At 62.8% G+C, this 26,197-nt stretch carries 18 protein-coding genes; 9 read left to right on the plus strand and 9 right to left on the minus strand.

The window, feature by feature from the left end:
- Window positions 1-24: 24 nt before the first annotated feature.
- The 5 genes from BGP85_RS26960 to BGP85_RS26980 form a co-directional block, all read right to left on the minus strand.
- Window positions 25-1,428 (minus strand): PIG-L deacetylase family protein, encoded by a 1,404-nt coding sequence (locus BGP85_RS26960; protein WP_103445934.1) that lies wholly within the window; start codon window positions 1,426-1,428, stop codon window positions 25-27.
- Entirely contained in the window at window positions 1,425-2,321 is an 897-nt protein-coding gene (locus BGP85_RS26965) for an antimicrobial resistance protein Mig-14 (RefSeq protein ID WP_103445935.1), read from the minus strand. Before BGP85_RS26965 ends, BGP85_RS26960 begins: the two co-directional genes overlap by 4 nt.
- Entirely contained in the window at window positions 2,321-3,451 is a 1,131-nt protein-coding gene (locus BGP85_RS26970; RefSeq protein WP_103445936.1) for a glycosyltransferase, read from the minus strand. The genes BGP85_RS26965 and BGP85_RS26970 overlap by 1 nt, the downstream gene beginning before the upstream one ends.
- Complete coding sequence (locus BGP85_RS26975; RefSeq protein WP_103445937.1) at window positions 3,435-5,192, minus strand: carbamoyltransferase family protein; 1,758 nt, start codon at window positions 5,190-5,192, stop codon at window positions 3,435-3,437. Before BGP85_RS26975 ends, BGP85_RS26970 begins: the two co-directional genes overlap by 17 nt.
- Before the next feature lie 159 nt (window positions 5,193-5,351).
- The gene (locus tag BGP85_RS26980; protein ID WP_103445938.1) at window positions 5,352-6,188 is read right to left on the minus strand and encodes a 23S rRNA (adenine(2030)-N(6))-methyltransferase RlmJ; all 837 of its coding nucleotides are present in this window, start codon (window positions 6,186-6,188) and stop codon (window positions 5,352-5,354) included.
- 182 nt (window positions 6,189-6,370) lie between these two features.
- On the opposite strand from BGP85_RS26980, the gene BGP85_RS26985 reads away from it, so the two are divergent.
- Window positions 6,371-6,628 (plus strand): hypothetical protein, encoded by a 258-nt coding sequence (locus BGP85_RS26985; RefSeq protein ID WP_103445939.1) that lies wholly within the window; start codon window positions 6,371-6,373, stop codon window positions 6,626-6,628.
- 126 nt (window positions 6,629-6,754) lie between these two features.
- On the opposite strand, the gene putP is transcribed toward BGP85_RS26985, so the two are convergent.
- Window positions 6,755-8,233 (minus strand): sodium/proline symporter PutP, encoded by a 1,479-nt coding sequence (gene putP / locus BGP85_RS26990; protein ID WP_103445940.1) that lies wholly within the window; start codon window positions 8,231-8,233, stop codon window positions 6,755-6,757.
- A 357-nt stretch (window positions 8,234-8,590) separates the two neighbouring features.
- Here putP and putA point away from each other — a divergent pair, with 357 nt between their 5' ends.
- Window positions 8,591-12,544 (plus strand): trifunctional transcriptional regulator/proline dehydrogenase/L-glutamate gamma-semialdehyde dehydrogenase, encoded by a 3,954-nt coding sequence (putA, locus tag BGP85_RS26995; protein ID WP_103445941.1) that lies wholly within the window; start codon window positions 8,591-8,593, stop codon window positions 12,542-12,544.
- 677 nt (window positions 12,545-13,221) lie between these two features.
- On the plus strand, window positions 13,222-15,024 hold the full coding sequence (locus tag BGP85_RS27005) for an acyl-CoA dehydrogenase (RefSeq protein WP_103445942.1): 1,803 nt from the start codon (window positions 13,222-13,224) through the stop codon (window positions 15,022-15,024).
- Here BGP85_RS27005 and BGP85_RS27010 read toward each other — a convergent pair.
- The 3 genes from BGP85_RS27010 to BGP85_RS27020 are packed head-to-tail and all read right to left on the minus strand — an operon-like array spanning window position 15,021 to window position 17,917.
- Window positions 15,021-15,953, minus strand: coding sequence for a DMT family transporter (locus BGP85_RS27010; protein WP_103445943.1), 933 nt, complete (start codon window positions 15,951-15,953; stop codon window positions 15,021-15,023). The two genes, BGP85_RS27005 and BGP85_RS27010, sit on opposite strands and share 4 nt — an antisense overlap.
- A gap of 2 nt (window positions 15,954-15,955) precedes the next feature.
- Complete coding sequence (locus BGP85_RS27015; protein ID WP_258035829.1) at window positions 15,956-16,912, minus strand: 2OG-Fe(II) oxygenase; 957 nt, start codon at window positions 16,910-16,912, stop codon at window positions 15,956-15,958.
- Window positions 16,913-16,936: 24 nt separating this feature from the next.
- Window positions 16,937-17,917: a hypothetical protein gene (locus BGP85_RS27020; RefSeq protein WP_103445945.1), complete on the minus strand. Its 981-nt coding sequence runs from the start codon at window positions 17,915-17,917 to the stop codon at window positions 16,937-16,939.
- Between the two features lie 125 nt (window positions 17,918-18,042).
- Between BGP85_RS27020 and BGP85_RS27025 the strand changes: the two genes are divergently transcribed.
- From BGP85_RS27025 to BGP85_RS27050, 6 genes are all read left to right on the plus strand, one after another.
- Window positions 18,043-18,921: a LysR family transcriptional regulator gene (locus tag BGP85_RS27025; protein WP_103445946.1), complete on the plus strand. Its 879-nt coding sequence runs from the start codon at window positions 18,043-18,045 to the stop codon at window positions 18,919-18,921.
- 118 nt (window positions 18,922-19,039) lie between these two features.
- Window positions 19,040-20,482, plus strand: coding sequence for a TldD/PmbA family protein (locus tag BGP85_RS27030; RefSeq protein ID WP_103445947.1), 1,443 nt, complete (start codon window positions 19,040-19,042; stop codon window positions 20,480-20,482).
- Window positions 20,482-21,801 carry a TldD/PmbA family protein gene (locus BGP85_RS27035; RefSeq protein ID WP_103445948.1) on the plus strand — a complete coding sequence of 440 codons (1,320 nt, stop codon included), beginning with the start codon at window positions 20,482-20,484 and terminating at the stop codon, window positions 21,799-21,801. Before BGP85_RS27030 ends, BGP85_RS27035 begins: the two co-directional genes overlap by 1 nt.
- Before the next feature lie 130 nt (window positions 21,802-21,931).
- Window positions 21,932-23,359, plus strand: coding sequence for a multidrug transporter subunit MdtD (gene mdtD / locus BGP85_RS27040; RefSeq protein WP_103445949.1), 1,428 nt, complete (start codon window positions 21,932-21,934; stop codon window positions 23,357-23,359).
- Between the two features lie 112 nt (window positions 23,360-23,471).
- Window positions 23,472-24,806 carry an ATP-dependent RNA helicase DbpA gene (gene dbpA / locus BGP85_RS27045; RefSeq protein WP_258035835.1) on the plus strand — a complete coding sequence of 445 codons (1,335 nt, stop codon included), beginning with the start codon at window positions 23,472-23,474 and terminating at the stop codon, window positions 24,804-24,806.
- 136 nt (window positions 24,807-24,942) lie between these two features.
- Window positions 24,943-26,124, plus strand: coding sequence for a BaiN/RdsA family NAD(P)/FAD-dependent oxidoreductase (locus BGP85_RS27050; protein WP_103445951.1), 1,182 nt, complete (start codon window positions 24,943-24,945; stop codon window positions 26,122-26,124).
- Window positions 26,125-26,197 lie beyond the last annotated feature (73 nt).

Consider the following 26,197-nt stretch of genomic DNA (forward strand, 5'->3'; position numbering starts at 1 on the left):
CGCTCTGCGCCATCGCGGTCGGGTTTACAGCTCACGCCGCCAGAACAACTCATGCCGGCGCACGGCCTTGCGGAAGAACTCGTTCTCCCCGTAAGGCGACGGCCGGCGACCCGCCAGCCAGCGCTGCAGCAAGCGACGCAGGCGGCGCTTGAACGGAGCAGGGGGCTGCAGGTCGTGCATCATGCCCAAGGCCATGGCCTTGTCCCGCTGGGTTTCCACATCCAGCAGCAAACTGCACGGCGCCCAGGCCTGCTCGGCACTCAATTGCGGCGGCAAAGCCACGCCATCGCCACTGTCGCCCATTGGCCAGCGGTCGTTGTCATGCAGGTGGTTTGCGTAGCACAGCAGCGTCTGCGGTTGCCAGGCCAGACCCTGCAGGGCCTCCATGACAGCCGCCTGGGCGCAGATATGGTCGGGGTGCGGGTCAAGTTGCGGATGCGGCATGACCAGCACTTCAGGCCTGGCCATTTCCAGCAGTGCCTGCAGGTCGGCCAGCAGGTTGTGCCAGGTTGGCGCACCATCGCGATCGCCCGGCAGTGGGAACGGGTTGAACTGGCGGAACGGGCGAATATCGGCCATGTCCGCTTCGCGGGACGCGGCAGGCTGATCAGGGGCGGCCTGCATGGCAGGTAGTTGCAGGCAGAAATACCCCAACTGCACGCAGCGCGACTCGGGCACGCCGGCCCAGCGTGGTACGGCGATGCTGTCCCAGGCGCGCAGGCGACCCTTCAAGCGGGCAGCCTCCGACTTGCCCATGCCCATCTGCTGATAGTGCTCGGCCTCGATCTCACCCGCAGTCAGGGTTACCACCCAAGTCTCGTCGGCCTGACTGTACAAGCCGTAAGCCGCCAGCTCGGCATCATCGGCATGCGGTGCGATGACCATCACGCGGCGGCGCTGAAGCTCGACGCTGGGGGTTATCCACAGGCGTGGCTCACCCTGCAGCCGGCAATGGCGCCCACGCAGACGCAGCGTACCAGCCTGCAAAGGCCCAGCCATACCGGTGAGGTTGAGAAAGCGAAGGCCATCGACACCGCGCTCGAAGGTTTGCCGATCCGCGCATTCGCTGCCGTGCAACTCGACCCGTGGATCGAGGAAGCGCCCCAGCCAACCACTTTTGACCCGAACTTCAAGCACCAGGGTTTCATCACCTTGCAACGCCGCGTCCACCTTGAGCTGCCCGTCGCTCAACATGGCCGGCGCTTCGTGGCTCAGTTCACCGAAGCGGTATGCGTAATCCTCGCCAGGCGCATAGAACAGGTGATCGGCGAACCAGGCTTCGTGCGCGGCCCAGAGCAGCGGCAGCAGCAACAGCGGCAGCCACCACCAGGTAAAGACACCCAGCGCCACCAGCACCATCAGGCTGGCGAGCAAGCCCAGGCGCTTGTTACGCCGATGGCGCTTGAGCAACTGCTGCTTGCGGCTCACGCCTGGAATACCGGCACAGGGTTGCACCAGCGGTCCTTGTACTCACGGTCGGCACGGCCGAACGAAAAGCGCAGGGGTTTGTTGCGCGCCCGGGCATCTTCCCAGGCCGCCTGGGTATTGAGGAAGCTCAGCACGCTACCCGGGCTGAAGGCCTTGGTTTCCGGGTCGACACCGCCGTTGATGTACTCAACGCTGATCCACTCGGGCGCTTCGACGCGATACACCAGCTGGATGGCGATGGGCTTGTCGTCGAGCATCAGCACCGAGCCAATCAGCAGCTCGCGCAGGCGCTCCAGCACATCGGCCATGCGCTCGGCACCGGTGGCCGGGAAGCCCCAGCGGCGCTGGAACAGGTCGCAATACATGGCGGCAATCTGTTGCGCGCTGAAGTCGTCGATCGGGCGCACCACGCCGCCCGCCTCTTCCAGCAGGCGCAATTCGCGGCGCTGGTTGTAGCGAAATTTCTTCGACAGGTCTTCATGGGCGCGGGCCATGGCCAACTGCTCCTTCTGCACCTTGAGGCCGCTGAAGCGGCCCTGGTTCAGTTCGGACAGATAGCGTGCGGCATGGCGCAACGGCGCGTGGGCATCAGCCGCTGCCGGCAGAATGAGCTCGGCATTGCCAAGGTCGAACAGCGCCTTCTTGCCGGCTTGCTTGAGCACGTCCTTGGACAACGCCAGATGACGCCCCCAGGTCGGGATGGCGGCTTTCAGTTCACCCGCCTGGTACCAGCCCAGATAACGCACCGGAATCTGTGCCAGGTCAGCCAGTTGCTCGACCACCAACGGATGCGTCGCGACGCTGCCACCGAAACGCGCCCACGCCTCGGCGTAGGCTGGCGCATCGATGGCCTGCCAACCGCGCTCGCGGAAGGCCTGGATACGATTGAGCATCAAGCCTTCTCCACCAGCGCACGAACCTGTGGCAACTGCCAGAACGCCTCGCGCACGGCCTGGTCGGAGAAACGCTCGTGCAGGCGCCGCAGCATGTGCGCGGCGCAGGCTTCACGTTGCTGTTCATCCAGCGTAGCCATGTGCTTGAGGCCCTGCGCCAGCTGCCCTGCATCGGCCAGCGGGAACAGCACGCCAACACCCTCGACCACCTCACGCGCACCGCCACAGGCCGTGGCCAGCACGGGCACGCCAGCGACCATGGCTTCGAGCAGGACCATACCGAACGGCTCATGGTCGGAGCTCAAGGCAAATACATCGAAGGCCTGGAAATAGCGACGGGCATCCGGCACCTGGCCGAGGAAGTCCACCTGCGCGGCAATGCCCAACTCGGCAGCCTGAGCCCTGAGCTTGGCTTCCAGGCGGCCCTTGCCCAGGATTGCCAGGCGTGCGCCGGCTGGCAAGCCCGGCAGCGCCTCGGCAAAGCCACGCAGCAAGGTTGCCTGGTCCTTGTCAGGGTGCAGGCGCCCAACGTTGCCGACCACCCATGCCTGGGCATCCAGGCCCAACGCCGCACGGGCCTCGGCACGGGGCACCAGGGCAGCTTGCAGGGCGTCGATATCGATACGGTTGTACAGCGTCTGGATACGCTCGGCCGGCCACTGCGGCAGGCAGCGACGCATGTCGTCACGCACCGCATCCGACACGCCCAGAAGGCTCAGGCGCTTGCTGAACAGGTTGGCGAACAGGCGCCGGCCCTTGCGCTCATAGTCGCCGAACGCATGGTGCACGCCGATCACCGGCAAGCCGGTGCCCAACAGCGCGACATAGATCGGCTTGAAACGGTGAGCGATGCAGAAGCTGAAATTGCGTTCGGCCGCGATGCGCCGCAGGGCACGAATCGCGCCGAGCTTCAGGCCACGCACGGCCTTGGAGCTGAATTCGAGAAACAGCACCTCGTCCGACGCACAACCTGCCGCAACCTGCGGGTCGGCGGCGCCAGTGAGGAACACGGTGGTGACCTTGTAGCCGCTGCCCTGGAACAGGCTGGCGTACTGACGGGCACAATCGAGGAACGGCCCGTCATAGCCATGGCAGAACTGCAGGATCCGCGTTTCAGAGCGGCTGGTCATAGGCGGCGGCGCCGTCCTTCACGACCAGGATGTCTTCCATGATCAGGTACTGCAGGTCCGAACCGAAGAACATGTTCAGCGCATCGGTCGGCGAGCAGATCATCGGCTCGCCGCGGCGGTTCAGCGAGGTATTCAGCGACACGCCGTTGCCGGTCAGGTCTTCCAGCGCCTTCATCATGTCGTAGTAGCGCGGGTTGTACTCGCGCTTGAGCACCTGGGCACGCGAGGTACCGTCTTCGTGGACCACTTCCGGCACACGAGTCTTCCACTCTTCAGCCACTTCAAAGGTGAAGGTCATGAACGGCGCCGGGTGGTCGACCTTGATCATCTGCGGAGCGACAGTGTCGAGCATCGACGGGCAGAAAGGTCTCCAGCGTTCGCGGAACTTGATCTGCTCGTTGATACGGTTGGCCACGCCCGGCACGCTCGGGCAGCCGATGATCGAACGACCACCCAGGGCACGCGGGCCGAACTCCATGCGACCTTGGAACCAGGCCACCGGGTTGCCCTCGACCATGATCCTGGCGATGCGCTGCGGCATGTCGTCAAGCTTGCGCCATTTCGGCGCGTTCGGGTGACGGGCGCAGGCGGCGATCACGTCTTCGTTGGAGTACGACGGGCCAAGGTAGACGTGTTCCATCTTCTCGACCGGCACGCCACGGGCGTGGGAAACGTAGGCTGCGGCACCGACGGCGGTACCGGCGTCGCCGGAAGCCGGCTGGACGAACAGTTCCTTGACGTCAGGACGGGCGATGATCTTCTGGTTGAGCTTGACGTTCAGCGCACAGCCGCCGGCGAAGGCCAGCTTGCCGGTTTCACGCAGGGTGTCGCCCAGATAATGGTCGATCATCTGCAGGGCGATCTTCTCGAACAACGCCTGCATGCTGGCCGCGTAGTGGATGTACGGCTCGTCGGCGATGTCGCCTTCGCGCTTGGGGCCCAGCCATTCGATCAGCTTCGGCGAGAAGTAGAAGCCCTTGCCCTTCTCTTTATGGCGGCGCAGGCCGATGACGTTGGCGTACTCGGTGTTGATCACCAGTTCGCCGTTCTCGAAGCTGGCCAGGCGGGAGAAGTCGTACTTGCTGGCGTCGCCGTACGGCGCCATGCCCATGACCTTGAACTCGCCGTCGAGCATCTCGAAACCGAGGAATTCGGTGATTGCGCCGTACAGGCCACCCAGCGAGTCCGGGTCGAAGAATTCCTTGATCTTGTGGATCTTGCCGTTTTCGCCGTAGCCGAAGAAAGTGGTGGCGTACTCACCCTTGCCGTCGATGCCGAGGATCGCGGTCTTTTCCTTGAAGCCCGAGCAGTGGTAGGCGCTGGAAGCGTGGGCCAGGTGGTGCTCGACCGGTTCGATCTTGATCTTCTTCGGGTCGAAGCCCAGCTGCTCCAGGCACCAGACGATCTTCTTGCGGTAGCGCTTGTAGCGACGGTTGCCCATCAGGATCGCGTCGAGGGCGCGGTCCGGGGCGTACCAGTAACGCTTGGCGTAGTGCCAGCGGGCCTTGCCGAACAGGCTGATCGGGGCGAACGGAATGGCCACCACGTCAACGTCGGACGGCTTGATGCCGGCTTGCTCCAGGCAGAATTTCGCCGACTCGTAGGGCATGCGGTTCTTCGCATGCTTGTCACGCACGAAGCGCTCTTCTTCGGCGGCGGCAATCAGTTTGCCGTCAATGTACAGGGCCGCGGAAGGGTCATGGCTAAGGGCGCCGGACAGGCCAAGAATCGTCAATGCCAAGGGATTAGCCTCTTCATTCGGTAGAGATGCGCCAGCGGCCTCATGGGCGGGTGGCGGCTAAAGGGCGAGATTATAACGCAAACATCACCGACTGCGCGGTCGTTGTAGGAGCGGCCGTGCGTCGCGAAAGGCCGCTCCCATAGGGGATCGCGACGCAGCTTATTCGGCGATCAGCCAGTCCATGCGGAAGCTGCCAGCAGTCTGCGCCAGCTCCTTGGCCAGCCAAGGCAGCAGCTCGCGCAGCTCCTCCTCCAGCCCCCACGGCGGGTTGGCAATTGCCAAGCCCGAGCCGTTGAGGCCCTGCGGACTGTCCTGATGGTGCACATACAGCTCGACCCGCAGCAGCTTCGGCGCACCGGTGCTGGTCAGGTCCTGGTAGAAGCGGGTCAGTGAGCGCTGGTCCTTGATCGGGTACCAGATGGCCGCGACGGTCTGGCGCATGCGGCTGATCGCCTCTTTCATCGAGGTGGTGCAGCGCTTGAGCTCGTCAGCCTGCTCGAACGGCGGGTCGATCAGCATGATCGCGCGCTTTTCCTGCACAGGCAGCAGTGCCCGCGGCACATGCCAACCTTCGCCCAGATGCACCACCACACGCGGGTCTTTCTTCATGTTCTCTTTGAGCAGCGGCCCGTCTTCCGGGTGCTTTTCGTTGAGCAGTGCACGGTCCTGCTCGCGCATAAGGCGACGCGCCAGCTCGGGCGAACCTGGGTAGTAGCGCAGTTCACCATCGGCGTTCAGGCGCTTGATGATACGCAGGTAGTCCGCAGCCATGGCCGGCAGGTCATCGCGGTTCCACAGGCGGGCGACGCCTTCCAGGTACTCGCCGGTGCGAGTCGCCTGATCGCCTTGCAGGTCATACAGGCCGAGGCCGGCATGGGTATCGATGTAGGCGAACGGCTGCTCCTTGCGCGACATCAGGGCGATGAGGCGGGTCAGCACGATATGTTTGAGGACGTCGGCGTGGTTGCCGGCGTGGAAGGCGTGACGATAGTTCATGGCAACTCCTGCGGGGGTGGCAAGTTTACCCTGTCAGGCTGACGACGTCAGGTGGGCAGTCGATCGGCATCCTTCATGGCGCCTCTGACCGCTACGACATGCAGCGCGCGGGAATACTTTCCAGATTTTTCCCGGTCCGCCACTGACCAACAATCGCGGCTCCACCAACCGGAGTAAACCGCATGAAAGCTTCCATTGAACTCGACAAGTCTGCGACACCCACACTAAAAGGCAAGCTCGGCATCATGAATGCGCCATACACCGCCACTCTCGAACTGACCAGGCCCGACGGCAGCGTCGACACCCTGGTCGTGCCCAGCTCCAACACTGATGCCTGGGCTGTCAGCCTGGACGGATACGCTGCCGGAAAATACGGCGCCGTGATCCGCCCAAGGAATGGCATGGCGTTCGAAGGCACTCGCCTGGCGTTCTCGCTGTAATCTGCCCTGGCTGAAAACGCGAACGGCCCGAACAACAAGGTTGTCCGGGCCGTTCGCGTTTGGCCGGCCAAGTGCCGATAACTCGCTACCGACTATCAGCTCCCGCCAAGCCGGCGGACATCCGCCTTACTTGTCAGCGTGATACGCCGCGTCAGCGATTTCAAAGCGCTGCACCATCGCCTGCGACGGGCTGCCCAGCTTGCTCACCAGTACGATGGCAATGCTGGCGAACAGGAAGCCAGGGATGATTTCGTACAGGCCGAGCGTGTCGAAATTCTTCCACAGGATCACGGTCAGGGCACCCACCACGATACCGGCCAGCGCGCCGTTACGGGTCATGCCTTTCCACAGCACCGAAATCAGCACCACCGGACCGAAGGCCGCACCGAAGCCGGCCCAGGCGTAGGCCACCAGGCCCAGCACGCGGTTTTCCGGGTTGGCTGCCATGGCAATGGCGATCAGGGCAACGGCCAGCACCATGAGGCGGCCGACCCACACCAGCTCACCCTGCGAAGCGTTCTTGCGCAGGAAGGCCTTGTAGAAGTCTTCGGTCAGGGCGCTGGAGCAAACCAGCAGCTGGCAGCTCAGGGTGCTCATCACCGCTGCCAGAATAGCCGACAGCAGCACACCGGCGACCCACGGATTGAACAGGATCTTGGCCAGCTCGATGAACACGCGCTCATGGTTCTCGGTGACCGGGCCAGCCAAGTCAGGGTGCGCCGAGAAGTAGGCGATCCCGAAGAAGCCCACGGCGCAGGTACCGGCCAGGCACAGGATCATCCAGGTCATGGAAATGCGACGCGCCTTGGCGATCGACTTGACCGAATCGGCGGCCATGAAGCGCGCCAGAATGTGCGGCTGGCCGAAGTAACCCAGGCCCCAGCCCATCAGCGAAATTATGCCGATGAAGGTTGCACCTTTGAACATGTCGAAGTGTGCAGGGTTCTGCGCCTCGATGGCCAGGAAGGTGGTGTCGAAGCCACCTGTCGAAATCAGCACGATGATCGGGGTGAGGATCAGTGCGAAGATCATCAGCGAGGCTTGCACGGTGTCAGTCCAGCTGACCGCCAGGAAGCCACCGATGAAGGTGTAGGCGATGGTAGCCGCAGCACCGGCCCACAGGGCGGTTTCATACGACATGCCGAAGGTGCTTTCGAATAGGCGCGCACCCGCGACGATGCCAGAGGCACAATAGATGGTGAAGAACACCAGGATGACGATCGCCGAGATGATCCGCAGCAAACCGCTGTGGTCTTCGAAGCGGCTGGAGAAGTAGTCCGGCAGGGTCAGCGCATCGCCGTTGTGCTCGGTCTGCACGCGCAGACGGCCAGCGACGAACAGCCAGTTCAGGTAAGCGCCTATTGTCAGGCCGATGGCGATCCAGGCTTCGGAAAGGCCGGAGAAGTAGATGGCACCCGGCAGGCCCATCAGCAGCCAGCCGCTCATGTCGGAAGCACCGGCAGAGAGTGCGGTGACCACGCTACCCAGGCTGCGACCGCCGAGGATGTAGTCGGAAAGGTTGTTGGTGGAGCGATAGGCCGCGAAACCGATCAGCACCATTGCCGCGATGTAGATCACGAAGGTGATCGTTAGTGGATTGCCCATGCGTGTGCCCTGGCGTTTGTTTTTATCTCATGCGCAACCTTCTTGACGATGGTTGCACCCAGGCGGCGAATGCTATGCAACAACGCAAAGTCGGTGCAACCATTTTTCATTTGCAAGTTGCACCCACCCGTGCGCTTTGCGAAAAATCCTATTTTTTGCTCCCTTTAGGAGCAAAAACACAGTTTTTCATAAGAAAACGCACGGTTATGAACGCTTTTTAATCTGTAGGAAGCTTCCTCAGACGAGTTGCACCTTTTCCTCAAAAAAATCGGGTTGCACCTGGTTGCACCCGAAAACGCCTACAGCTAATCTTGGCGCAGCTTAAGCCACAACCGTGGCAATAATGAGGATAAGAAATTGGCGACGACCACCCTTGGGGTCAAACTTGACGACCCGACCCGTGAGCGACTCAAAGCAGCTGCGCAGTCCATCGACCGCACGCCGCACTGGTTGATCAAGCAAGCGATCTTCAATTACCTGGAGAAGCTCGAGGGTGGCGCCACCCTGACCGAACTCAACGGTCACGCCAACAACCTGGCCGATGACGCTGGCGAAGTCCAGCCAGACCACGCCCACCAGTGCTTCCTCGAATTTGCCGAGAGCATCCTGCCGCAGTCGGTACTGCGCTCGGCGATCACCGCCGCCTACCGCCGCCCCGAGCAGGAAGTCGTGCCGATGCTGCTGGAGCAGGCGCGCCTGAGCGCGCCACTGGCCGAAGCTACCAACAAGCTGGCTGCCGGCATCGCGGAAAAACTGCGTAACCAGAAAAGTGCTGGCGGCCGTGCCGGCATCGTCCAGGGGCTGCTGCAGGAGTTCTCCCTGTCGTCCCAGGAAGGCGTGGCACTGATGTGCCTGGCCGAAGCCCTGTTGCGCATCCCCGACAAAGGTACCCGCGACGCCCTGATCCGCGACAAGATCAGCAACGGCAACTGGCAGCCGCACCTGGGCAACAGCCCGTCGCTGTTCGTCAACGCCGCCACCTGGGGCCTGCTGCTGACCGGCAAGCTGGTCTCCACCCATAACGAAGCCGGCCTCACCTCCTCGCTCACCCGCATCATCGGCAAGAGTGGCGAACCGATGATCCGCAAGGGCGTCGACATGGCCATGCGCCTGATGGGCGAGCAGTTCGTCACCGGCGAAACCATCGCCGAAGCCCTGGCCAACGCCAGCCGCTTCGAAGCCAAAGGCTTCCGTTACTCCTACGACATGCTCGGCGAAGCCGCACTGACCGAACATGACGCGCAGAAGTACCTGGCCTCCTACGAGCAAGCGATCCACTCGATCGGCAAGGCTTCCCACGGCCGCGGCATCTATGAAGGCCCTGGCATCTCGATCAAGCTGTCGGCACTGCACCCACGCTACAGCCGCGCCCAGTACGAGCGCGTCATGGAAGAGCTGTACCCGCGCCTGCTGTCGCTGACCCTGCTGGCCAAGCAATATGACATCGGCCTGAACATCGACGCCGAAGAAGCCGACCGCCTGGAGCTGTCCCTCGACCTGCTCGAGCGCCTGTGCTTCGAGCCGGCCCTGGCTGGCTGGAACGGTATCGGTTTCGTCATCCAGGCTTACCAGAAGCGCTGCCCGTATGTGATCGACTACGTCATCGACCTGGCCAAGCGCAGCCGCCACCGCCTGATGATCCGCCTGGTGAAAGGCGCCTATTGGGACAGCGAAATCAAGCGCGCCCAGGTCGAAGGCCTGGAAGGCTACCCGGTGTATACCCGCAAGGTGTACACCGACGTGTCCTACGTTGCCTGTGCCCGCAAGCTGCTGGCCGTACCGGAAGCCATCTACCCGCAGTTCGCTACCCACAACGCCCACACCTTGTCGGCCATCTACCACATCGCCGGCCAGAACTACTACCCAGGCCAGTACGAGTTCCAGTGCCTGCACGGCATGGGCGAGCCGCTATACGAGCAAGTCGTGGGCAAGGTTTCCGAAGGCAAGCTGAACCGTCCGTGCCGCGTGTACGCACCGGTCGGCACCCACGAAACCCTGCTGGCCTACCTGGTCCGCCGCCTGCTGGAAAATGGCGCCAACACCTCGTTCGTCAACCGCATCGCCGACCACTCGATCTCCATCCAGGAACTGGTCGCCGACCCGGTTTCCAGCATCGAGCGCATGGGCACCCAGGAAGGCAGCATCGGCCTGCCACACCCGCGCATTCCGCTGCCGCGCGACCTGTATGGCAGCGAGCGGGCCAACTCGGCCGGTATCGACATGGCCAACGAACACCGCCTGGCGTCGCTGTCCTGCGCCATGCTGGCCACGGCCAACAATGACTGGAAAGCCACCCCGATGCTGGCCTGCGCCGCCAGTGAAGCGGTAGCCGTGCCAGTACTGAACCCGGCGGACCACCGCGACGTGGTCGGCCACGTGCAGGAAGCCACTGTCGCCGACGTCGACAATGCCATCCAGTGCGCACTGAACGCTGCGCCAATCTGGCAGGCCACCCCGCCAGCCGAGCGTGCCGCGATCCTCGAGCGCACCGCCGACCTGATGGAAGCCGAAATCCAGCCGCTGATGGGCTTGCTTATCCGCGAAGCCGGCAAGACCTTCGCCAACGCCATCGCTGAAGTGCGTGAAGCCGTGGACTTCCTGCGCTACTACGCGGTGCAGGCACGCAACGACTTCAGCAATGACGCCCACCGCCCACTGGGCCCGGTGGTGTGCATCAGCCCGTGGAACTTCCCGCTGGCAATCTTCAGCGGCCAGGTGGCCGCCGCCCTGGCGGCCGGCAACCCGGTACTGGCCAAGCCCGCCGAGCAGACGCCACTGATCGCAGCCCAGGCCGTACGCCTGCTGCTGGAAGCCGGTATTCCTGAAGGGGTGCTGCAACTGCTGCCGGGTCGCGGCGAAACCGTCGGCGCCGGCCTGGTCGGTGACGAGCGCGTCAAAGGGGTGATGTTCACCGGTTCCACCGAAGTTGCCCGCCTGCTGCAGCGCAATGTCGCTGGCCGCCTGGACAACCAGGGCCGGCCGATCCCGCTGATCGCCGAAACTGGCGGCCAGAACGCCATGATCGTCGACTCCTCGGCACTCACCGAGCAGGTGGTGATCGACGTGGTGTCCTCGGCCTTCGACAGCGCCGGCCAGCGTTGCTCGGCCCTGCGCGTGCTGTGCCTGCAGGAAGACTCCGCCGACCGCGTGATCGAAATGCTCAAGGGCGCCATGGCCGAAAGCCGCCTGGGCTGCCCGGACCGCCTGGCCGTGGACATTGGCCCGGTGATCGACGCCGAAGCCAAGGCCGGTATCGAGAAGCACATCCAGGGCATGCGCGAGAAAGGCCGCACGGTCTATCAAGTCGCTATCGCCGATGCGGCAGAGATCAAGCGCGGCACCTTCGTGATGCCAACCCTGATCGAGCTGGACAGCTTCGACGAACTGAAGCGTGAAATCTTCGGCCCGGTGCTGCACGTGGTGCGCTACAACCGCCGCAACCTGGACCAGCTGATCGAGCAGATCAACGCTTCCGGCTACGGCCTGACCCTCGGCGTGCACACCCGCATCGACGAAACCATCGCCAAGGTGGTGGAAACCGCCAATGCCGGCAACATGTACGTCAACCGCAACATCGTTGGCGCCGTGGTGGGCGTGCAGCCGTTCGGGGGTGAAGGCCTGTCCGGCACCGGCCCGAAAGCCGGCGGCCCGCTGTACCTGTACCGCCTGCTGTCGACCCGCCCGGCCGACGCGATCGGCCGCCACTTCCAGCAGCAGGATGGCGATGGCCAGCCGGACCGTGCCCTGCACGACCAGCTGATCAAGCCGCTGCACGCCCTCAAGGCCTGGGCCGAAAGCAACCAGCAAGCCGACCTGGCCGCCCTGTGCAGCCAGTTCGCCAGCCAGTCGCAGAGCGGCATCGCCCGCCTGCTGCCCGGCCCGACCGGCGAGCGCAACACCTACACCATCCTGCCGCGCGAGCACGTGCTGTGCCTGGCAGACAACGAAGCCGACCTGCTGGCGCAGTTCGCTGCCGTGCTGGCGGTGGGTAGCTCGGCGGTGTGGGCTGATGCAGAACCTGGCAAGGCCCTACGCGGCCGCCTGCCGCGTGAGCTGCAGGCCAAGGTCAAGCTGGTGGCGGACTGGAACAAGGACGAAGTGGCGTTCGACGCCGTGATCCACCATGGCGACTCCGACCAACTGCGCGGCGTGTGCCAGCAGGTGGCCAAGCGTTCTGGCGCGATCGTCGGGGTGCACGGGCTGTCCAGCGGTGACCACCAGATTGCCCTGGAGCGCCTGGTAATCGAGCGGGCGGTGAGTGTGAACACTGCGGCGGCGGGCGGTAACGCCAGCTTGATGACCATTGGCTAAGGCGCGGGGTTATTGATGAAAAAGGAGAGCTTCGGCTCTCCTTTTTTATGGACGCATATCTTGAGAGGTTGGGAGAGTCAGATCGACATCGTTGTGGCGACTACCTAGCCACTCAAACGCTGCCTAGATCGACGCCCATAAGCAAAGCCAATAGAGTCAGGAAAACCATACTAGGCCAAACCAACAGGCCTAATGACATCCACAGCCAGTTCGCAACTGTGAAAGTCGAATTGACTTTCCCGCTGACGTCAGCAGCGCATAAATAAAAAATACAGCGAAGAATGCACGCACCAGGGGTAACACTCGCTCTCCAGAATACTTTCTGTGCGATACCCAGCTCCGATAGAAGCAATAAAGCCAATACCAACCAAATGTAAAAAAGCTAACGACAGCAATCTTCTTTAACGACACTGTAAAAAATTGCTGCCCCTCAGCAACCGGGAACTTTTCTTGCTCTAGCATCATCAGCAACTCTTGGCGCGAATAGAGCTTGCTATTGGATATTTATTCCTCCTGAAAACATGCCATACACTTCCGAGGAATAAGTCAGATTCTTCCGATAGCTGCACAACACCTAAACATGCTGGCTGTGACCAGCCATCATCTGGATCAATCATGGTAGCTACCCCAATGAGCCACACCTAGACTCGGCTGACGCCCGCCCAAGGACCGCCACCATGCCCGAGACCCTGCTCAGCCCCCGCAACCTCGACTTCGAACTGTACGAAGTCCTCGACGCCGAAGCCCTGACCCAGCGCCCGCGCTTCGCCGAGCACAGCCGCGAGACCTTCGACGCAGCCCTGACCACCGCGCGCAACATCGCCGAAAAGTTCTTCGCCCCGCACAACCGCAAAGCCGACGAAAACGAGCCGCGCTATGTGGACGGCCGCGCCGAGCTGATCCCCGAGGTGAAGCCCGCCGTCGATGCCTTCCTCGAAGCCGGCTTCCTCAACGCCAATCGCGACTTCGAAGTCGGCGGCATGCAACTGCCCAGCCTGGTCTCGCAAGCCTGTTTCGCCCATTTCCAGGCAGCCAACGCCGGCACCACGGCCTACCCGTTCCTGACCATGGGCGCGGCCAACCTGATCGAAAGCTTCGGCACCGAGGAGCAGAAGCGCCTGTACCTGCAGCCAATGATCGAAGGCCGCTACTTCGGCACCATGGCGCTGACCGAGCCCCATGCGGGATCGTCGCTTGCCGATATCCGCACCCGCGCCGAACCGGCTGGCGATGGCACTTACCTGCTCAAGGGCAACAAGATCTTCATCTCTGGCGGCGACCACGAGCTGTCGGAAAACATCGTGCACATGGTGCTGGCCAAGCTGCCGGACGCACCGCCTGGCGTTAAGGGCATTTCGCTGTTCATCGTGCCGAAGTACCTGGTCAACCAGGACGGCAGCCGTGGCCCGCGCAATGACGTGCTGCTGGCCGGGCTGTTTCACAAGATGGGCTGGCGCGGCACCACGTCCACCGCGCTGAATTTCGGCGACAACAGCCAGTGCGTCGGCTATCTGGTCGGACAACCGCATCAGGGCCTGGCGTGCATGTTTCAGATGATGAATGAAGCGCGCATCGGTGTCGGCATGGGCGCGGTGATGCTTGGCTACGCTGGCTACCTGTACTCGCTGGAATACGCCCGCCAGCGGCCGCAGGGCCGCCTGGTGGACAACAAGGATCCGCAGAGCCCGGCCGTGCCGATCATCGAGCACACCGATGTGAAGCGCATGCTGCTGGCGCAGAAGGCCTATGTGGAAGGCGCCTTCGACCTGGGCCTGTACGCTGCGCGCCTGTTCGACGACACCCACACCGCCAGCGACGAAAGCGCCCGCAAGCAAGCTCAGGAACTGCTCGACCTGCTGACTCCGATCGTCAAATCCTGGCCTTCGAGCTTCTGCCTCAAGGCCAACGAACTGGCAATCCAGATCCTCGGAGGCCACGGCTACACCCGCGAGTACCCGGTGGAACAGTACTACCGCGACAACCGCCTGAACCCGATCCACGAAGGCACCGAGGGCATCCAGTCGATTGACCTGCTGGGCCGCAAGCTGGCGCAGAACAACGGTGCCGGCCTCAAGCAGCTGATCCGCCTGATCGCTGCCACTGCCGAACGCGCCAGCCATCACCCCAACCTTGACCCGCTACGCCAGCCGCTGGAGCAACTGGTCAGCCGCCTGCAAGTCGTAACCCTGGCCCTGCTCGGCGACATGGCCCAAGGCAAAATCGCTGGCGCCTTGGCCAACTCGGCTGTGTATCTCAAGGCCTTCGGCCACAGCGTGATCGGCTGGCGTTGGCTGGAACAGGCAGTTCACGCCGAGCTTGGCCTACTCAAGGGAACTGCTGGTGATCGCGGTTTTTACCTGGGCAAGCTGCAGGCCGCACGTTATTTCCTGACCTGGGAAGTGCCAGGCTGCCATAACGAACTGGTATTGCTCGAGGCGCGCGACGACACTTGCCTCGCCATGCAGGACGGGTGGTTCTAAGGCGGACTACCGTGTTCCACACTCGCCGCCCGCCTTGGCCTGTGCGGGTTGCGAGTGATGGCCATGCCTGCCGCAACTACCGCGATACCCACATAAGTTGTCCAATGAACTGCGTCCCCGAACATCAACGCGGCCCATAACAACGTGACCGGCGGCTCCAGGTAGACCAGTGCCGATACGCGGGTAGCCGATAGCCTGGTCAACAATATCCACAGGCTCAAGTAGGCAATGAAGGTCGAAAACAATGTCAGCCATGCAACGGCCGCCCACACCTGCGTACTAGCAGGGACTTCGATCAAGCCAAACGGCAAGCCTGTAGCGGTGAGCAGTAAAAGCGTTGCAGTCGATTGCAGGAACAACGGCATCAGCAACCCGTCCTTGCTGTGGCCCGTTGCCATGACCGATTGCCGCCGCTGATAGAGCGTGGCGATGGAGAGCGTGATCGCGGCGATCAGCGGCAGGGCGTACAGCCAAGGGTCAAGGCGGGTCGTAGACAGGCTGTACTCGCCGAGGATAACCATGCTGACACCGGCAAACCCGATCCCAAGCCCTAACCACTCCTGCAGGCCACTGCGCTCTTGCTGGTCCTTGTTGCTCATCGATGCCGTGATCAGTGGTTGCAGCGCGCAAATGATGGCAGCAATCCCTGCCGGCAGCCCACCGCGAATGGCGATGTAAACGCTGACCAGATACGCAAACTGGGCCAGAAAACCAATCACCGCGTTGTAGCGGATCTGCGCCCATGTCAGCACACGCAACCGGTGCCAGACAAAGGGCAGCAGGCAGGCGCAGACCAGCAGGAATCGCCAGAACAACAGGTTTATCGCACCTGCGTCCTCCGTCCCCATGCGGGCACCAATAAAGCCCGAACTCCAGGACAGGACAAAGATGGCTTGAAGCAGGATCAGGTAAAGCGCACTGCTTAGCATGATCAAGGCTCCGTGTGACGCAATTCCTCGAACGTAATCGGCGCGATGCCTATTCGAGCAAATTGCCGGGTAGCCGAGCGCTGCAAAGCCCACCGCAACTTCAACCAGTTGGGGATAGTAGCGGGTATTCCGTCGTCGGAGGCCAGGTGCCAGAACCGGTTGGAGTCATCGGTGAAATAAGGACAATGGAATGACAACACAAGTGACATGCGCCGCCCGCTGAGCACCGGGCGAACACCGTGGAACAATCGGCTGCCGTAGATGAACAGGGCATCGCCAGGATCGGCGAGCTGCGCGGTCTCGAAGGTCCGGTAATCCAGGGCATCAAAGCTGTCGACAGTACCGTTGTGGAACAGGAACTCGCCGCCGCTATAGTCGGAGGCGCCCGAGAGCACGATGTTCAGCACATAGTTGGTGCCATCCGTGTGCCACATGCCCAATTGCTGCTGTTGCTCTGCAGGCTTGGGGTAGAAGTAGTTGATCTGCGAGCGAGCATTGAGCATCGGGTAAGGCACAAGCGGTACGCCAGCAACACGCGAGACAGCGAGAAGAAATGAGCGACTGCACATCATGTCGTTGATGAACGACGACAGCGCCGTCACACCCCGCGTGCGCCGGGAAATGATCCAGTCACTGTCACCCGCGCGCTCTTCCAGACGTGAGCAGATACCTTGCAAAACCGCGACACCTTCCGGCGTTAGCAGCCGATGGACAACCGCTGCGCCGGTGATGCTGTCTACTGCAATATTTGCGTGCGGGCTCTGGCCATACCCAAGCTCTCCCAGTGTCCGGGTGTCGCTGACGGTGGGTCCATGTTGGCAGAGGAAATCATCCCGCCAAACGCTCTGCTCGGTCAGGCACATTGGTGCAGGCCGCAGTGTGCGTTTCAAGGTTGACTTGAGCGCCAGCTTCACGCGCCCGATGCCGCGCTCGAACAAGGGTAAGGTGTCTAGGTTCATGATGTGTCTGTCCCTGTGTGGCCCCTACTGAAGGTACTTGGCGATCTGATAGCGCACCGTGCCGTCGCCGCTGGCGAATTCATCGACCACACTGCAGTTGCAGTGGCGGGCTCGAATGCGACGAAACTGTTCGGGTGTGTATTTGAGGCAGATGTTGGTCAACAGGTATCCATGCTCGTGAAAGCGCTGCACGGGCTGGAGGGTCACGGCTACATGGATCGATTCATCCAGAGTACGTAAAGGCACAAGGATGGCTTCGTGCTCACCCGAAGGTATGAAACCTTGTTGCAGTGCAACCATGCGCGAGAACTGAAGCATGTTGCTGTTGGCATAAAACGCAAGAATCGCGCCTTCCAGCCCTTGTTCATACACTTGCATTTCAGAAAGTATGTAAGTGGACTCTCCTGCCAGGTTGCGTATCAGCCTGCCCGTACTTACCGGCAGCTCATTGCCTTCCTGAAATCCGAGTAAAGTGATCAGGGTGAGCTCCTGGTCGTGACGCAAGGAATCATGTGTCACGGTGCGGTAGTCGGCAGCGATGTAGTTGAAGCTGCCATCAGCCTGCACGATGGGGCGCAATGCATCGCTCATCGCGGGTTCAGATGTCTGGTTGATATCGATGGCGGTGTAACGGATGGAGCTGGACGTCTCGGCCATTCGTTTGAGCAAGCAGGTACTTTTGACCGGCTCGGGGCCCAGCTCGACGTAGTGCACACTGCGCCCGCTGCCCAGCATCGCCAAACGCTCGGCAACCTTGCAAATGACGCTCTTGAGCGCACCCTGCCCTTGCGTGTCGGCACACAACCCATCTTCATCCAGGCCTTGCTCATTCAAGGCGCGCATAAGCAGAAATATTTCGTGATTGAATCGATGCTCGGCTTCAGCCCCTGAATCAGGCTGAAGCAGCGTCGAGTACTTCTCATGATTCTCGACAGTCCAAAGCCGTGCATTCTGGTAGGTCGGGGTGTGTACGAGGGCATCTACAACGAAGTCGTTCAGGCTCATCAGTATCATTCCATTGCATTTTCGAGGGGCGACCGTGCTGCAACCACAAGGTAAGAAGGGCTATAAAGCCTGTACAGTTGATTAAATCGAAGCGCTGGTTCGATCCAACCAAATGAGGTGGTTACATGGGCAAAGGCCTCGACATAAACGTACTGCGAACCTTCCAGGCAGTAGCCCGGCTTGGCCGCTTCAAAGATGCAGCCGACTACGTTCACCGCAGCCCTTCGGCAGTTACCACTCAGATCCAGAAGCTGGAGGAAAAGGTCGGCCAACAATTGTTCGCCCGCAGCAACCAGTCGGTGGAACTGACCACGGCAGGCCGGCATTTGCTGGGTGAAGCCACACGCTTCTTGATGGCCCATGACCGGCTGCTGGCGACGCTGTCGACGCAGCAGATCACCGGCAAGGTGCGCCTGGGCGTACCCGATGGCTACGCCGCCAAGCTGATGAGCGACTTTTTGCCGGTGTTTGTAGCCAGCAATCCGAAACTGGAGCTGGAAGCCGTGGCATGCTCCAGCGCAGAACTCATCGACCTGTTTGCGCGCCAGCGGCTGGACCTGGCAGTGGCCGTCAGCAGTGACCGCTGGCAGCAAGGTGAGTGGCTGCGCTCGACCCAGCCACGCTGGGCCGCCGCGCCTGGCTTTGCATACGATGCCAGCCGCCCATTGCCGCTGGCACTGCAAATGAAGGGCTGCCCGTATCGGGAAGCGGCCTTGCAGGCATTGAAGGCTCACGGCATTGCCTACCGTATCCTGCTGGAAAGCGCCAACTGGCATGCAGTGCTGGCGTGCATGCGCAGCGGCTTGGCGGTGGGTATCGTCGAAGGGCTTGAGAGCGGCGATACATCGCTGGCATTCGTGCAAGGGTCGGGTTTGCCCGACTTCGCCGAGCATCACCTTTACCTGCTGACAGATACCTCTCACCATATCGCTTTGCAACTGAACGGGATGTTGAAAGCCGCCATCCAGAAAGATGACCTGTCGGCGCCGCGCGTTATTTCCTGACCTGGTAAATCCCCGCCTGCCATAATGGCCTGGCATTGCTCGAGGCACGCGACGACACCTGCCTCGCCATGCAAGACAGGTGGTTCTAGGGAGCCACCGTGCAAACGGAGGCTTCCAGATGTTCGATTCCAGCGCCCTGCTGCGCCAGCGCTTTGCTGGGCTGCGCAGTACGGCCGAGTTGTTTTCCCTGCGCCATGTGAAACAGTCGCACCAGGCGCTTTCGGTTCGCCGCAATGTGGCTGAGCCGCCTGTCTTCAGCCACGACGAGGGCGCCATGCTCACGGTGCGGGTCAATGGCGTGGAAGCCTATGCGGCCACCGCCGACCTGTCACAGACTGGCCTGCAACGGGCACTGGAACAGGCCGAGGCACTGGCGCGACAGATCGCCCCGTACAGCCTGCTCGACTTGCGCGAGCAGCCGGCGACCAGCGCTCGCCACGACCACATCTCACCCAACTTCGACCAGCCGGTGCCGAGCCTGGCCGATTGCCTTGGCCTGCTCGCCGCCGAATCGGCCAGCGTGCCCAAGGACAGCCGCCTGGTGGACTGGCAGGCCAGCCTGGGTCTGAGCCTGGTCGAGCAGACCTACCTGAACTCGGCTGGCGCCGAACTACGCCATGCCCAGCGCTTCCTGTTCCCGGGCCTGAGTGTTACCGCCAGTGACGGCCAGGACAGCCAGAGCCGCAGCCTGGGCCGCGACAACTTCGGCCAGCAAGGCGGCTTCGAAATCGTCGAGCGCTGTGGCTTGGTTGGCGCTGCTCGCCTAGTCGCCGACCAGGCACTGCAACTGCTGCTGGCGCCGAACACCCCTAGCGGCGCACGCGACCTGCTGCTGATGCCCGACCAGATGATGCTGCAGATTCACGAATCCATCGGCCACCCGCTGGAGATGGACCGCATTCTGGGTGACGAGCGCAACTACGCCGGCACCAGCTTCGTCAAAGCCAGCGACTTCGGCCACCTGCAATACGGTTCCGAATTGCTCAATGTGACCTTCGACCCAACCATTGGCGAAGAACTGGCCAGCTACAGCTTTGATGATGACGGCACCCCAGCCAGCAAGCAGTTCCTGATCCACAATGGCCTGTTGCTACGCCCGCTGGGCGGCGCACTGTCGCAGTTCCGCTCGGGCCTGGATGGCGTTGCCAACAGCCGTGCCTGCGGCTGGAACCGCGCACCGATCGACCGCATGGCCAACCTCAATATCGAACCGGGCGACCAGTCCCTCGATCAGCTGCTCCAAGGCATCGAGCACGGCATCCTGATGCGCACCAACCGCTCCTGGTCCATCGACGATGCGCGCAACAAGTTCCAGTTCGGCTGCGAATGGGGCCAGCTGATCGAAAACGGCGAGCTCAAGGGCATCGTCAAGAACCCCAACTACCGCGGCATCTCCGCGCAGTTCTGGCGCAACCTCGCGGCGGTCGGCGACCGCAGCACCTTCCAGGTTCTGGGTACACCCAACTGCGGCAAGGGCGAGCCCAACCAGGTGGTGCGGGTCGGGCACGCTTCGCCCGCCTGCGTGTTCCGCCAGATCGACGTGTTCGGAGGAGACGCCTGATGAAAGACGTTTTCGAAGCCCTGATCGCGGATGTGCGCCTGTACCTGCAGGCCGACGAGCAATTCACCCTCGGTTACAGTGCCGAGCAGTCGCAATTCGTGCGTTTCAACCACGCCAAGGTGCGCCAGGCTGGCGAGGTTAGCCAGGCCAGCGCGCAACTGCGGTTGATCCACGATGGCCGCCAGGCGGAACAGCAGGTGACCCTGAGTGGCGACGCGCAACTTGACCGGCAACGCCTGATCGCTGCCCTGGAGCAGTTGCGCCAGACCCTGCCATTGCTGGCCATCGACCCGTACTTGCGCCTGGACGAAAGCGCATGGCACAGCCACAGCCAGCAGGAGCAGCCGTTGCCCGCGCTGAGCGAAGTGCTGGCCCTGCTCGAACGCGAGGCCGGCGACCTGGACCTGGTCGGCATCTATGCTGCGGGCCCGATCTGCCGGGGCTTCGCCAGTTCGTTCGGGGCCATTGGCTGGCACCAGGCCAACAGCTTCAACGTCGACTGGAGCCTGTTCCACGAAAACGGCGAGGCGGTGAAGGCCAACTATGCCGGCCAGCGCTGGAGCGCCGATGACTTCACTGCCCGCCTGCGTCTGGCACGGGAGCAGCTCAGCTTCCTCGGCCGCCCGGCAGTGACCCTCAAGCCCGGCAGCTACCGCGCCTACCTGGCACCAGCGGCCATGGACGAAATCGCTGGCATGCTCTGCTGGGGTGGCTTCTCCGCACAGGCCCTGGCCACCGGCAACAGTGCCCTGCAGCGCCTGTACAACGGCGATGCGCAACTGCACCCGATGGTCAGTTTCAGCGAGCAGGTCAGCGGCTCGCTGAGCCCGGCATTCTCCGACGAGGGCTCACCGCGCCTGGATGTGCCGTTGATCCAGCAAGGCAACGCAATGCAGCGGCTGGTCAGTGCCCGCAGCGCAGCAGAATTCGAGTTGCGGGCCAATGGCGCCGACAGCTACGAGTCGCCGTGCGCGCTGAGCCTGGCGCCGGGCAACTTGCCCAGTGAGCAGATCCTAAAGCGGCTCAGCACCGGGCTGTACATCAGCAACCTGTGGTACCTGAACTACTCTGACCTGCCAGCGGCGCGCATGACCGGGCTGACCCGTTTCGCCACTTTCTGGGTGGAGAACGGCGAGATTCAGGGGCCGGTGAGCACCATGCGCTTCGATGACAGCCTGTACAGTTTGCTCGGCAGCCAACTGGAGGACCTGACTCGCGAGCGCGAGATGATACTGTCGACCAGCACCTATGGGCAGCGCAGTACCGGGTCGAGTCATCTGCCGGGGGCGCTGGTCAAAGGGCTGACCCTGACATTGTGATTGGCAGGACCGGCCCTTTCGCGGGGCAAGCCCGCTCCTACAGGGATGTCACCACACTCAAAGGCGGTGGAGATCCTTCAGGAGCGGGCTTGCCCCGCGAAAGGGCCGGCACAGGCAAAACGAGGAAGCCATGCCCGAACGCACTCCGTTAGATCCCACCACTGCCCGCTGGATCCCTTGGGTGGTGGCCATTGCCTTCTTCATGCAGTCCCTGGACGGCACCATTCTCAACACCGCCCTGCCGGCCATGGCCCGCTCGCTGGCCGAAGACCCACTGCGCATGCAAGGCGTGATCATCGCCTACATGCTCACCGTGGCCTTGCTGATCCCCGCCTCCGGCTGGATCGCCGACCGCTTCGGCACCAAGCGCATCTTCTTCAGCGCCATCCTGCTGTTCAGCTTCGGCTCACTGTTGTGTGCCACGGCCAACAGCCTCGGTTTCCTGATCTTCGCCCGCGTCGTGCAGGGCCTGGGCGGCGCACTGATGCTACCGGTCGGGCGCCTGGTGGTGCTGCGCGCCTACCCACGCACTGAGCTGGTGCGGATCATGAGCTTCATCACCATCCCCGGCCTGCTCGGCCCGCTGCTGGGCCCGACCCTGGGCGGCTGGCTGGTGGAAATCCTCAGCTGGCACTGGATCTTCCTGCTCAACCTGCCCGTCGGCCTGGTCGGCTGCTACGCAGTCTGGAAGTTCATCCCCGACTTGCGCGGCGCTGAACGTACCCGCTTCGACACGCCGGGCTTTATCCTGTTCGGCGCGGCGATGGTGCTGATCACCATTGCCATGGAAGGTCTGGGCGAGCTGCACCTGCCGCACCTGCGGGTGATGTTGCTGTTGTTCGCCGGCATGGCCTGCCTGGCGGCCTACTGGCTGCGCGCCGGGCGCGACCCAGAGCCGCTGTTCTCGCCGAGCCTGTTCCGCGTGCGTACCTTCGCCATCGGCATCCTCGGCAACCTTTTCTCGCGGCTGGGCAGCGGTGCCCTGCCGTTTCTGGTGCCATTGTTGTTGCAGGTGGCGCTGGGCTATTCGCCGGCACAAGCAGGCATGAGCATGATTCCGCTGGCCGCCTCGGCGATGCTCGCCAAGTCCGTCGCCCGGTCCCTGATCGAGCGGCTGGGCTACCGTATCGTGCTGACCGGCAACACTTTGCTGCTGGGCATCCTGCTGGCCAGCCTGGGCCTGGTCGACGAGCAGACGCCGTATGCACTGCTGCTGGTGCAACTGGCCCTGCTAGGCGCAGTCAACTCGATGCAGTTCACGGCGATGAACACGGTGACCCTGATCGACCTTGACGACGCCAGCGCCAGCAGCGGCAACAGTCTGCTGTCGGTGGTCGCGCAGCTGTCGCTGAGCCTCGGCGTGGCCTGCGCCGGTGCCTTGCTCGGCGGTTTCACCGCGGCGGGCAGCGCCGAGGGCGTGGAGACCACCCTGGGCGCGTTTCAGCTGACCTTTGTCACCATCGGCGTGATGGCCATGTTGGCGGCGGCGATCTTCCTGCAACTGTCGCCGATGGACGGAAGGCGTGCCCGTCGTCCGGAACAGCACATGGAGTCGTAGGGCGAATGGCCATGAGGCTGGTAGACTGTGCGGCATTTTTCGCTTCGCATCGCAGGCCCGCCTCGTGACCACCGAATCCACCGCCTTTGCCACCTTGCCGCTGTCCACCGCCATGCTGGCCAACCTGGACGCTCTCGGCTATGCCTCGATGACGCCGATCCAGGCCCAGAGCCTACCCGTCATCCTGCGCGGCCAGGACCTGATCGCCCAGGCCAAGACCGGCAGTGGCAAGACCGCCGCCTTTGGCATCGGCCTGCTCAACCCGATCAACCCGCGCTACTTCGGCTGCCAGGCGCTGGTGCTGTGCCCGACCCGCGAGCTGGCCGATCAGGTGGCCAAGGAGCTGCGCCGCCTGGCCCGGGCCGAGGACAACATCAAGATCCTAACCCTCTGCGGCGGCGTGTCGCTGGGCCCGCAGATCGCCTCGCTGGAGCACGGTGCTCACATCATCGTCGGCACTCCCGGGCGCATCCAACAGCATCTGGACAAGGGCACCCTGGTGCTCGACGGCCTGAACACATTGGTGCTGGACGAAGCCGACCGCATGCTCGACATGGGTTTCTTCGATGCCATCGCCAGCATCATCGGCAAGACCCCGTCGCGTCGTCAGACCCTCCTGTTCTCGGCCACCTACCCGGTCGGCATCGAGCAACTGGCCGCCGATTTCATGCGCAAGCCGCAGCAGGTCAAGGTCGAAAGCCTGCACGCCGACAACCAGATCGAGCAGCGTTTCATCGAGATCGACCCGCAGCAACGCCTGGAAGCCGTCACCCGTGTACTTGGCCACTATCGCCCGCAATCGTGCGTGGCATTCTGCTTCACCAAGCAGCAGTGCGAGGACGTGGTTGCCCACCTGACCGCCAAGGGTATCGTCGCCCAGGCCCTCCATGGCGACCTGGAGCAGCGTGACCGTGACCAGGTGCTGACCATGTTCGCCAACCGCAGCAGCTCGGTATTGGTGGCCACTGACGTGGCGGCCCGTGGCCTGGATATCGATGGCCTGGACATGGTCATCAACGTCGAGCTGGCGCGTGATGCCGAAATTCACGTACACCGCGTGGGCCGTACCGGCCGCGCCGGTGAGAAAGGTGTCGCGGTCAGCCTGGTGGCGCCAGCCGAAGGCCATCGTGCCCAGGCCATCGAAGACCTGCAGAAAAGCCCGCTGCGCTGGGACCAGCTGGACAGCCTGAAGAACAAAGGCGAGCCGCTGCTGCCTCTGATGAGCACGCTGTGCATCGCCGCTGGACGCAAGGACAAACTGCGCCCGGGCGACATCCTGGGTGCGCTGACCGGCGATGCCGGGATCCCGGGCAAGCAGGTGGGCAAGATCGCCATCTTCGACTTCCAGGCCTTTGTGGCTGTGGAGCGTGCATTGGCCAAGCAGGCCATGCAGCGCCTGAACAGCGGCAAGATCAAGGGGCGATCCCTGAAAGTCCGCATCGTCTGATCATTCTTTGGGGCCGCCGGGCGGCCCATTCGCGGGACAAGCTCGCTCCTACAGGGGATCGTATGCTCCTGTAGGAGCGGGCTTGTCCCGCGAATGGGCTGCACAGCAGCCCCGGCAATTGCAAAGAGGTAACACCGTGCACTCCACCGACGTGATCATCCTCGGCGCCGGCGCCGCCGGCCTGATGTGCGCCCAGCTCAGCGCCCGCCGTGGCCGCCGGGTGCTGCTGCTCGACCACGCCAACAAGCCAGGGAAAAAGATCCTCATGTCCGGCGGCGGGCGCTGCAACTTCACCAACATGTACACCGAGCCGGCCAACTTCCTCTCGCAAAACGCGCACTTCTGCAAGTCGGCCCTGGCCCGCTACACCCAGTGGGACTTCATCGAACTGGTGAGCAAGCACGGCGTTGCGTACCACGAGAAGAAGCTCGGCCAGCTGTTCTGCGACAACAAGGCCAGCGACATCCTCGACATGCTGCTGGCCGAATGTGACGACGCGGGTGCCGAAATCCGCATGCACACCAGCGTCGAACACATCGAGAAGACCGAAGGTGGCTACCTGCTGCAGACCAGCGGCGGCCAGTTCGCCTGCCAGTCGCTGGTGATCGCCACCGGCGGTCTGTCGATTCCGACCCTGGGCGCCACCGGCTTCGGTTATCAGGTTGCCCGCCAGTTCGGCCACACTCTGCTGCCGACCCGCGCCGGGCTGGTGCCGTTCACCATCACCGAGCCCCAACTCAAGGCACTGTGCACCGAACTGTCGGGTACCTCGCTGGACTGCACGGCCAGCTGCAACGGCACCAGTTTCCGTGAGAACCTGCTGTTCACCCACCGCGGCCTGAGTGGCCCGGCGATCCTGCAGATTTCGTCGTTCTGGGAAGCCGGCGACACGGTGGAGATCAACCTGCTGCCCGACCGCGACGCGCTGAGCTGGCTGCAACAGATGCAAGCGGAGCGTGCTAACGCCGAACTGAAGACCGTGCTGGGCGAGGTGTTCACCCGCAAGCTGGCCAACCTGCTGGCCGAGCAGTGGTTCGAGTCCAAGCCGATGAAACAGTACACCCCGGCGGAATTGGCACATATCGCCGAAAAACTGGCGAACTGGCAGGTTGTGCCGGCCGGTACCGAAGGCTACCGCACCGCAGAAGTGACCCTCGGTGGCGTGGACACCCGCGAAGTGTCGTCCAAGACCATGGAGTCGCTGAAAAGCCCCGGCCTGTACTTCATCGGCGAAGTGCTCGACGTCACCGGCCATCTGGGCGGATTCAATTTCCAATGGGCCTGGGCATCCGCCAACGCCGCTGCGCAGTTCGTGTAGAGTAGAATCCATTCAGCAGCACGGAACGCTTCTTGCTGGCCGTGCTGCAATGCATTCATTCGATCACTGCCTA

The organism is Pseudomonas putida, from assembly GCF_002906855.1.
GTDB classification, from domain to species: Bacteria; Pseudomonadota; Gammaproteobacteria; order Pseudomonadales; family Pseudomonadaceae; genus Aquipseudomonas; species Aquipseudomonas putida_N.

Bases quoted from the DNA above. Each gene is read 5' to 3' on its own strand.
- BGP85_RS26965 (WP_103445935.1), bottom strand. From the start codon at position 2,321: ATGCTCAATCGTATCCAGGCCTTCCGCGAGCGCGGTTGGCAGGCCATC.
- BGP85_RS26970 (WP_103445936.1), bottom strand. From the start codon at position 3,451: ATGACCAGCCGCTCTGAAACGCGGATCCTGCAGTTCTGCCATGGCTAT.
- BGP85_RS26980 (WP_103445938.1), bottom strand. From the start codon at position 6,188: ATGAACTATCGTCACGCCTTCCACGCCGGCAACCACGCCGACGTCCTC.
- BGP85_RS26985 (WP_103445939.1), top strand. From the start codon at position 6,371: ATGAAAGCTTCCATTGAACTCGACAAGTCTGCGACACCCACACTAAAA.
- putP (WP_103445940.1), bottom strand. From the start codon at position 8,233: ATGGGCAATCCACTAACGATCACCTTCGTGATCTACATCGCGGCAATG.
- BGP85_RS27005 (WP_103445942.1), top strand. From the start codon at position 13,222: ATGCCCGAGACCCTGCTCAGCCCCCGCAACCTCGACTTCGAACTGTAC.
- BGP85_RS27010 (WP_103445943.1), bottom strand. From the start codon at position 15,953: ATGCTAAGCAGTGCGCTTTACCTGATCCTGCTTCAAGCCATCTTTGTC.
- BGP85_RS27015 (WP_258035829.1), bottom strand. From the start codon at position 16,912: ATGAACCTAGACACCTTACCCTTGTTCGAGCGCGGCATCGGGCGCGTG.
- BGP85_RS27020 (WP_103445945.1), bottom strand. From the start codon at position 17,917: ATGAGCCTGAACGACTTCGTTGTAGATGCCCTCGTACACACCCCGACC.
- BGP85_RS27025 (WP_103445946.1), top strand. From the start codon at position 18,043: ATGGGCAAAGGCCTCGACATAAACGTACTGCGAACCTTCCAGGCAGTA.
- BGP85_RS27030 (WP_103445947.1), top strand. From the start codon at position 19,040: ATGTTCGATTCCAGCGCCCTGCTGCGCCAGCGCTTTGCTGGGCTGCGC.
- BGP85_RS27035 (WP_103445948.1), top strand. From the start codon at position 20,482: ATGAAAGACGTTTTCGAAGCCCTGATCGCGGATGTGCGCCTGTACCTG.
- mdtD (WP_103445949.1), top strand. From the start codon at position 21,932: ATGCCCGAACGCACTCCGTTAGATCCCACCACTGCCCGCTGGATCCCT.
- dbpA (WP_258035835.1), top strand. From the start codon at position 23,472: ATGCTGGCCAACCTGGACGCTCTCGGCTATGCCTCGATGACGCCGATC.